The sequence below is a fragment of the Candidatus Bandiella numerosa genome, assembly GCF_021811875.1.
Classification (GTDB): Bacteria; Pseudomonadota; Alphaproteobacteria; order Rickettsiales; family Midichloriaceae; genus Aquirickettsia; species Aquirickettsia numerosa_A.
Genome location: NZ_JAJBJD010000040.1, coordinates 1 through 7759, shown reverse-complemented (window position 1 = coordinate 7759; position 7759 = coordinate 1). Strand labels below are relative to the sequence as shown.

The 7759-nt window shown below is 31.4% G+C and carries 5 protein-coding genes; 3 read left to right on the top strand and 2 right to left on the bottom strand.

From position 1 onward, the window contains the following. Nucleotides 1–75: 75 nt before the first annotated feature. Nucleotides 76–387: a type II toxin-antitoxin system RelE family toxin gene (locus tag L8D11_RS02395; protein ID WP_236870082.1), complete on the bottom strand. Its 312-nt coding sequence runs from the start codon at nucleotides 385–387 to the stop codon at nucleotides 76–78. Further along, nucleotides 378–599, bottom strand: coding sequence for a ribbon-helix-helix domain-containing protein (locus L8D11_RS02390; RefSeq protein ID WP_236870081.1), 222 nt, complete (start codon nucleotides 597–599; stop codon nucleotides 378–380). The genes L8D11_RS02395 and L8D11_RS02390 overlap by 10 nt, the downstream gene beginning before the upstream one ends. A 224-nt stretch (nucleotides 600–823) precedes the next feature. Here L8D11_RS02390 and L8D11_RS02385 point away from each other — a divergent pair, with 224 nt between their 5' ends. From L8D11_RS02385 to L8D11_RS02375, 3 genes are all read left to right on the top strand, one after another. Further along, complete coding sequence (locus L8D11_RS02385) at nucleotides 824–1381, top strand: recombinase family protein (RefSeq protein WP_236870080.1); 558 nt, start codon at nucleotides 824–826, stop codon at nucleotides 1379–1381. A 133-nt stretch (nucleotides 1382–1514) separates the two neighbouring features. Continuing rightward, nucleotides 1515–7034 (top strand): LysM peptidoglycan-binding domain-containing protein, encoded by a 5520-nt coding sequence (locus L8D11_RS02380; protein WP_236870079.1) that lies wholly within the window; start codon nucleotides 1515–1517, stop codon nucleotides 7032–7034. A 131-nt stretch (nucleotides 7035–7165) separates the two neighbouring features. Further along, nucleotides 7166–7630 (top strand): hypothetical protein, encoded by a 465-nt coding sequence (locus L8D11_RS02375; protein ID WP_236870078.1) that lies wholly within the window; start codon nucleotides 7166–7168, stop codon nucleotides 7628–7630. The last annotated feature ends 129 nt before the right edge of the window (nucleotides 7631–7759 follow it).

Below are 7759 nucleotides of genomic sequence, written 5' to 3'. Positions count from 1 at the left end.
AGCTCTCTCAGAGACTTTATCAAGAGATACAATCGAAAAACCAAGGCTTATTCCAAAGCCGCTGATATGGCTGAATTATCTGTGTATATACATTTCTTCTTTGACGCTATATTTGCTTAGCAATGCCGCATTTTTCCTGTGCTTAATCGCCACAACTAGGACAACTTTTTCTGGTTCAATGATTCTATAGACTATTCTGTAATCCCTTACCCTAAGGCTTTTATGTCCTTTCCAACTATATCTCAAGGGCTTACCAAAATTTAGTGGGTCTGACACTAATCTTGATTCAATTGCTCTTTTTATAATTGCTCTAACGTTGCTTGGGATTAATGGTATATCGTCCGCTACAACATCTTTTATATATTCAATTCGATATTTTACTTCCATGTTTCTTCATGAGAGATTCTTTTAAAATCTCCCTCTTCTCTTGATAGAGCTATTGAAGATAGATATAAGTCTTCCCTCTTTTCAAGAGCTTCTTCTATAAGCTCCTTTGCTAGCATTGATACCGTTTTTTTTTCTTGCTCAGCAATGAATGTTATATTTGTTAATAGCTTTTCATTTGCTGTTATATTGATCCTTGGGTTTTTTGTTGGCATTTTCTTTTTTATATAAATCTGTTACACTATAGTAACACTGTGTTTAATCATTATCAAGTGCCTATTTTTAACTTTCTAAAACTTTTATTATTTTACTACTCAAATAAATTCTCAAAAAGTATACATTTTGAGACGAAAAGTACGTTATGAGAAAACCTTTGATTGACATGTCTCATAAAGTGTCTTAATATGCAATTCTCATATAGTCTTAAGTTTAATGAAACGTGACACTAGTAGGATACGCAAGAGTAAGTTCAGTTGGTCAATCTTTAGAAGTCCAACTAGACAAATTAAAACATTGTAAAAAAATCTATCAAGAAAAAAAGAGTGCTATTGAATATAATAGACCACAATTAAAAGCTTGCCTAGATTATATAAGAGATGGCGACACATTAGTTATCACTAAATTAGATAGATTAGCTAGATCTACCTTACATCTATGCCAGCTCGCAGAAATTCTAGCGGGAAAAGAAGTAAGTTTGCAAGTTTTAGACCAAAATATCGATACTACTAATGCAACTGGTAGACTATTATTCAATATGCTTGGCGCAATATCTCAATTTGAAACTGAGCTTAGAAGCGAAAGGCAAGTTGATGGCATTAAAAAAGCTATGGAGAATGGCACAATATTTGGAAAAAAGAAAAAATTATCTCATGTTAAAATAAATGAATTAATAGAAAAGCGAAAAAAAGGCACTTTAATTAAAGATTTAATGAGTGAATATCAATTATCTAAGGCAAGTATATACAGATATATTTCACATCACCGAAAAATTTCATAAATGTTAAATCAAGGTATGCTTCCTTTGTACATTCTTTCTTCCGAATATGTCTAATGTTATCAAATCAAAAATATAGTTGAAAAAATCATGTAACTATCGCAGTATAAAATACATTTAATACTGCAAATTCAAAATGTCTGAGTATTTAGAAGATAATAATGTCACATGTATTGCCGATGAATATAATTCTTTAAAATGGTGTTACCAAGATAAAATTGTAGATCTATGTAAATTTTCTATTACTGCAAATATTGAGGAGATTAATCAACATTTTAGCAAATTACAAAATATTGATAATGACATATGCCACATTGAAGATATGTATGCAGACTTTTTTAGCTACAATAAAGAATGTGATATTAGTAAAATATTAAATTTAGATAAAAGCTCACTAACAGAGAAAGGGATACTTTTACAAATACCTGATTGTGTAGAAGAAGTTGCCATAAAAGGAAAAAACGATGGTAAGCCACTAGAATTAAAAGGTAACATATTTGCAAGTAGAAATATTGTGTTGTCTGTTGCAGATGCTGACGGAATTTCAATAAAAGATAGCATTTATCATAATATTAGGCTGTTAAATCTTAATAGTGAGTGGGAAGATTGTTATAAAGATCCAGAATCTTTTAAGCCCGATCCTAAATTATCTGATATGGAAAATTTTAAGAATAAAATGCAGCTCAAATACAATTATAAAAACAAACAGTACGATTGCTTTGTTATAGCTGACATATTAGGATTGAAAACAGATATATTCAAAAATATAAATGAAGTTAACGTAAAAGCGAAGGACGTAAAATTAAGAGCAGGAATAAGTGATACACTAGATAAAATAGTAATAGACGCAAAAGGGCATGTAGAAGTAAGTAGGTTAAATATAAAACAAGCATCAATCAGAGGAGAAAGCTTAGAAATATGGGGTGATATAAGCTTAGATAAAATAGACTTAAAAGTACTAAGTCATCTAAAATTTAAGTCAATGAGTAGATCATTCAACCCATCAATAAATATTTTAGGTAATGCGCTAATAGAAGCAGATAATATAGAATTTAAAAATAATGAATTCAATATTACTGGAGCCAAGGGTAATAAATTCTATTTAAAAAGTAAAGAGCTTCAATTAATAAATTCCAAGTGGAATATAGGGGATAACAAGTGCTTGTATGAAAGTATAATATACGCAGAAAAATTTAAATCAGAAGGTAGTAATATATTATTTCACGGCAATACTGAAATAATTTCAAAAGCAAGAATTAATTTATCTGGCTTGAATAATAAGAATGGATTGCTAACCTTAGTACCAGGATTTTTAAGACAAAACTTAAAAATAGATGGAGATTTAAAAGTTATAGGGGGAATAGTATCAGATAATAATGAAATTAAAATACCACAAAAAAATAAGAAATGGGATGAATGTCAAGAATTACACAAAATAGCGTGGGATATATTTGCTGAAGACAAAGCAAAAAGAGATAAAGCAAATAAAAAATATTGGGATGAATGTGTAGGTATTAAAAATAATGCAGACCATAGCTGTGATATAGAGGCATTTGCCATACAAAATGGGGTAGCCGACAATGATAAGAATTGGCAGAGAGCAAGTAATGATAGATACAATAAGATGAATCATTTATCTCAAGAACATAAAAAAATGATAACAAAAGAGGTAGACGATAGTTACTACTCTATTAAAGTAAACAGCTTTACATATCTTGGTAGTAATTTTGAAAATTATGGACTAATAGAAGTAGAAAACGATTTTTTAGTAGATATATGCGGTTCATTTATTAATAAAGGAGATATATTTATAGGCGGAAAAGGGTATATTAATGCGTATCGAACAATATTAACTGCAGCGGGAGTAGAGAAAATTAATGGAGAAATACTAAAAGGAAAGTTGCCAATAATAGCTTCTAGAGCACTATATATGGTTAGTAAAGAAATAGCAATGTATGAAACGCAAGTCTCTGTTAGGGATGGTGATTTACACCTTGAAGCAGAGAAAGATATAACAATATCTTGTTGTAGCGGGAAAGTGCAAGGGATGATAAGAGAAGAGCAGAGTAATAAATTTCAGGAGCATCGTGATTATCTTTGGAGCAAAAATACGATCAAAGGAATGGAAGAGCATTGGGCACTATTAAAAAATGGTAGGGCAGAAAATTATAGAGTAGCAGTAAAAAATAAGGATGGCACAGCAATTAGTCAAATGAACACTAACCCTGCAATAGAAGTGATGGGTGGTAACTATATAAGGGTAACAAAGAGTGGAAAAATAAAAGACGAAGGTGTATTAGTAGCGATAGATAAAGGAAATATGATTGTCCATTCTGGTGAAGATATAAAAGAAAAAGCAGAGCCAAAATTAATAAATAAGGGAGCAGTTTATGTCATTAATGGACATGTGCACTACGAAGCAAATAGAGATATTATTCAAAGTGGTACTAGCAAATTAGTATCCGGAGATATAGTAGGTAATGCAGGAAGAGATATTAAGTTTGAAAGTATACAAAAAGTCAACCTAATCAAAGCAGAGTATGGGAAAAACTATAAATCTATAGAATATAGAATTGATCAATACAAAAATATAGAATATGCAGCAGGTAAAGTAAAATATACAGCAGGGAATGATATAATAGGAAAAGGGAATGAAATAGGTGCAAAAGGAAAAATCACATTAGATGGCAAGAATAAAGTAGAAGTAGAATCTATAACTCAGTATGCTCTTAATGAATATTATAAGAAAAAATCAACATTATTTGGAAGCAGCTCAGTATCAGTAAGATGGTCAATCAGTGATACCGCTATAGCAGGCTTATATTCAGAAGAAGGAGTAGAAATATTATCGGAAGGTGGCTGCAAAATAGAGGGAATTAATTTCAAAGAAAATGACCAGCAACAAATAGACGGCCAAAGGAAAATTGCTGATAGCAAGAGGGATATAGAAGGTACAAGGCAAAAATTAGGAGATAAAGTTAGGATAAGGTGTAATGAAGGTGTAGAGATAGAGGCCCATAAAATTACTAACTTTTATGAGATTATTAGTAAAAAAAGCGGTTTAATTTCTCCAAGTGCACCAGCAATAGATTTATTAACAAAAGAAAACAAAGGAGCAAATTTACTCAGCAATATACCATTTGCAAATTCACTGAAGCAAATAGGTAATATGAAAGGAGCGGGAGATTTATGGGGTATGACACAACTTGCTATGGAGATACCAGGTTTCAAAGCAGATATGGAGTTTTTTAAGGATAAGTTTAGCATGGATGCTCCTGAAGCAGTAGTATCAGCTATGTTAAGTAAATATGTGTCTGCAAAAATTACTTTTGGATACTCTAAAACAGAATCAACAATAACTAAGACTTTTATCATAGAAAGTAATGTGGAAGCAAAAGAGGTCTACATAGAAACGGCAGGAGATGTAAGTGTATCGGGTGGATCTAAAGTACATGGCCATGAAAAAACAGAGATTAAAGCAAATAATTTAAATCTAGAAGGTGGGAAAGAAACTGTGAACCAAAAAGTAAGTGGAGAAAGCTCAGGGTTTGATATTGGTGTATCATTAAGCGGTGTAAGCCTAGGATTTAGTGGCTCTGAATATAGTGCTGAATTTGAAGAGATCAAACACAAACCAGCTTATGTAAAAGGAAAAATAGTAGCAATCATAGTAGATAAAAAATTAAACATAGAGGGAGCTATTATTGATGGCAAGGAAGTAGATGTTAATGCCTCGGAAATAGAAATTAAAGACCAGCTGGATAGCATAAGAAAAGAGAGTGAAAGTAGTGGTTTTGGAGTAGGAGTAACTATTGGATGGAGCGGAAGTGTCATGCCATATGGTTCATTCAGCATGTCTGATAATCTAGAAGAAAAGTCATTAGTCAAATTTATATCTAGAATTACAGGTGAAAATGTCAAAGTAACTGCAGAAAAATTAAAGTATTACACTGAGCAAATAGGGGGAGAAAGAAGTTTAGAGATTAAGGCTGAATCAGTAGAGTATTCAGTTAAGCCAAAAGAGTATCACAATAAAGAGCAAACCGAAATAAATGCAGCAGTGTCAGTTGGACTTGATAACACTGCAAATTCAATAAGACCAAGTGTATGCGTAAGAGATGGTGATTTTTCACTATGTATGTCGCCTGCAGTTATAGAGGGGATCAAAATAGCAGGAGAATTTATTGATTCACTTGGCTTGCCTAGCAAGTTGGACCAAAATTTAGAAGTGGACGACAAAAACGTTTTAAGAGTTAATAAAGTTGAATATAATCTAGGCGTAGGTGATGATAAAAAGTCAGAAAATACAGATAACATATATTCTATTAAACAAGGGGATACATTAGGAAAAATAGCGTTAAAGCATGGAGTAACAAAAGAAGAGTTAATAAAGTTGAATAGGATTGAAAATCCAGATTTGATTAAAGCAGAAGAAACATTAGTTATTCCAAAAAATGCTAAATATCCAAATGGTGACAATCCTAATCATGTTCAATCTGCCAATAAAAAGATTATAGATGAAAAACCAGTTGAAAATGACGGAGTAAAACCTTTAAAAACTGAGAATACAAATATCAACTTATTTGATGATAAAAATCATATCGAAGCAAAAAAATCTGCTACTGCTTTAGAGAAGTTTAAGGGTTTGGTTTCTAAGAAGCATATTAATGCTAAGCATCTTAGTACCTTAAAAGATATAGTTTATAAAACAGATCAGGACCTTATAAAAGATGAGTTAGTTAACAAAGAGTTAAATAATATTAAATTGGAGCAAGTCTCAAGCGAAAAAGGAGATGATAGCACAGGATTTTTTGGAGCATTATTTTCTACGCAACTAGAAGATGGTAGTAAGGTTTACTTTGAGGTGTATAAAGGCACTGATTTTCCAGAGATTACGAATTCAAAGCAAATGAAGGAGTTTGGCAAAGATTTTACTAATGATTATAATTTATTTAAGTTAAAGTTGCCTAATCAATATAAAAAAGCGTTAGAATTTCATAAGGGTGTAATGCAATATATAGGCAATAATAAAGAGCTTTATGTATTAGGTCACTCTCTAGGTGGATCTTTAGCTCAACTTGTTGGAGCTAAAGAAATAAATGACTTTAAAGCAGTGATAGATTATGACGGCCCTGGGATGAAAGAAATTATTAATTCAAACTTCCAAAATATTGATTTGGATCAGCTAAAATCTAAAACTACGTTATTTAAGGCTAGACCACATAGAATTAATTCGCATGGAACTAACTTAGTTGATCCAATAATTATTGAGCATCCTGGCAATATCATTCCAGAAGTTGGACCTGTTATATTAAATGATGAATATTCTATAATAGGAAAATACACTTTAAGCCTACATAAATCAGAGTCGATAACAGAAGGATTTAATGAGGACGGTCCAATAGAAATAATTAATTATGAAAAATTTCCAGTAAATTATAATTTACTAACTAATAAAGAACAGTGGAATACATTTAATACTTATGAATTAAATAAGGATGCTTGGGACATTAGATTTAAAACAGAGTATAATTCTAATCATCCTATATTCCAGAAAAATGGGGATGCAGACAAAAGAATACAAGAAATCTACACCTTTGAGCAATGGAAAGATTATAGAATAGGAGTATTAAATAGCCTGAGAGGCAATCAATGATGAAATACAAAATGATTGCTATAAGATTGTTTAAGTTTGCCATTAAGGCAATAATCTGCTCTGTAATAGCCGTAATATTATTGATATTTGCATTTTTTTGCTGGACATCTTGGTCTGCTTATAAGCCCCTGATGGCAGGGAAGTTTGATAGTTATGAATGGAAATTAGCGAGAACTGAAATGGGGTCTGATGGAAGTACAAAAGATCTAGCAAGAAGATGCAAGATGTATCATGATCTGACATCTAATTACTTAAAAAAGAATATGACCCTAAAAGAAGTAGAAGATTTATTAGGACCAATAGATTCGTGGAGTTACTGTACAAACCAGAAAATAAAGTGTCATAACTACAGCATGGGCGTATGTTATTCAAATAGTTGGTCTATAGTTCCCATGTCACTACATGTCTGCTTTAATAGAGATGGTAGATTGCTGACCTATGATAGAAATAGACATTGTAAAAAACACTGGCCTTTTCTCTATGATAGTAGCAAACATGCTGAGATGTTAGGAATTTATTATATGAACGATAAAGAGCAATTTTGTGCTGATGAGAAAGGTGTTATAATCAATGAGTGTGGTATAGATCCATGGTGATAGATATAGTGGACTGAAAAAGTCAGACAACAAAAAGAGTAGTTTTATTTCCTAAAAGATATAAAAATATAAATAAAAAATAAGAAGTATGAGTAAAAAAGAAAAAAGAAATTTTAGCGCTGAACAAAA

Coding starts and splice junctions, on each gene's coding strand:
- L8D11_RS02395 (WP_236870082.1), bottom strand. CDS start 387: ATGGAAGTAAAATATCGAATTGAATATATAAAAGATGTTGTAGCGGAC.
- L8D11_RS02390 (WP_236870081.1), bottom strand. CDS start 599: ATGCCAACAAAAAACCCAAGGATCAATATAACAGCAAATGAAAAGCTA.
- L8D11_RS02380 (WP_236870079.1), top strand. CDS start 1,515: ATGTCTGAGTATTTAGAAGATAATAATGTCACATGTATTGCCGATGAA.
- L8D11_RS02375 (WP_236870078.1), top strand. CDS start 7,166: ATGGCAGGGAAGTTTGATAGTTATGAATGGAAATTAGCGAGAACTGAA.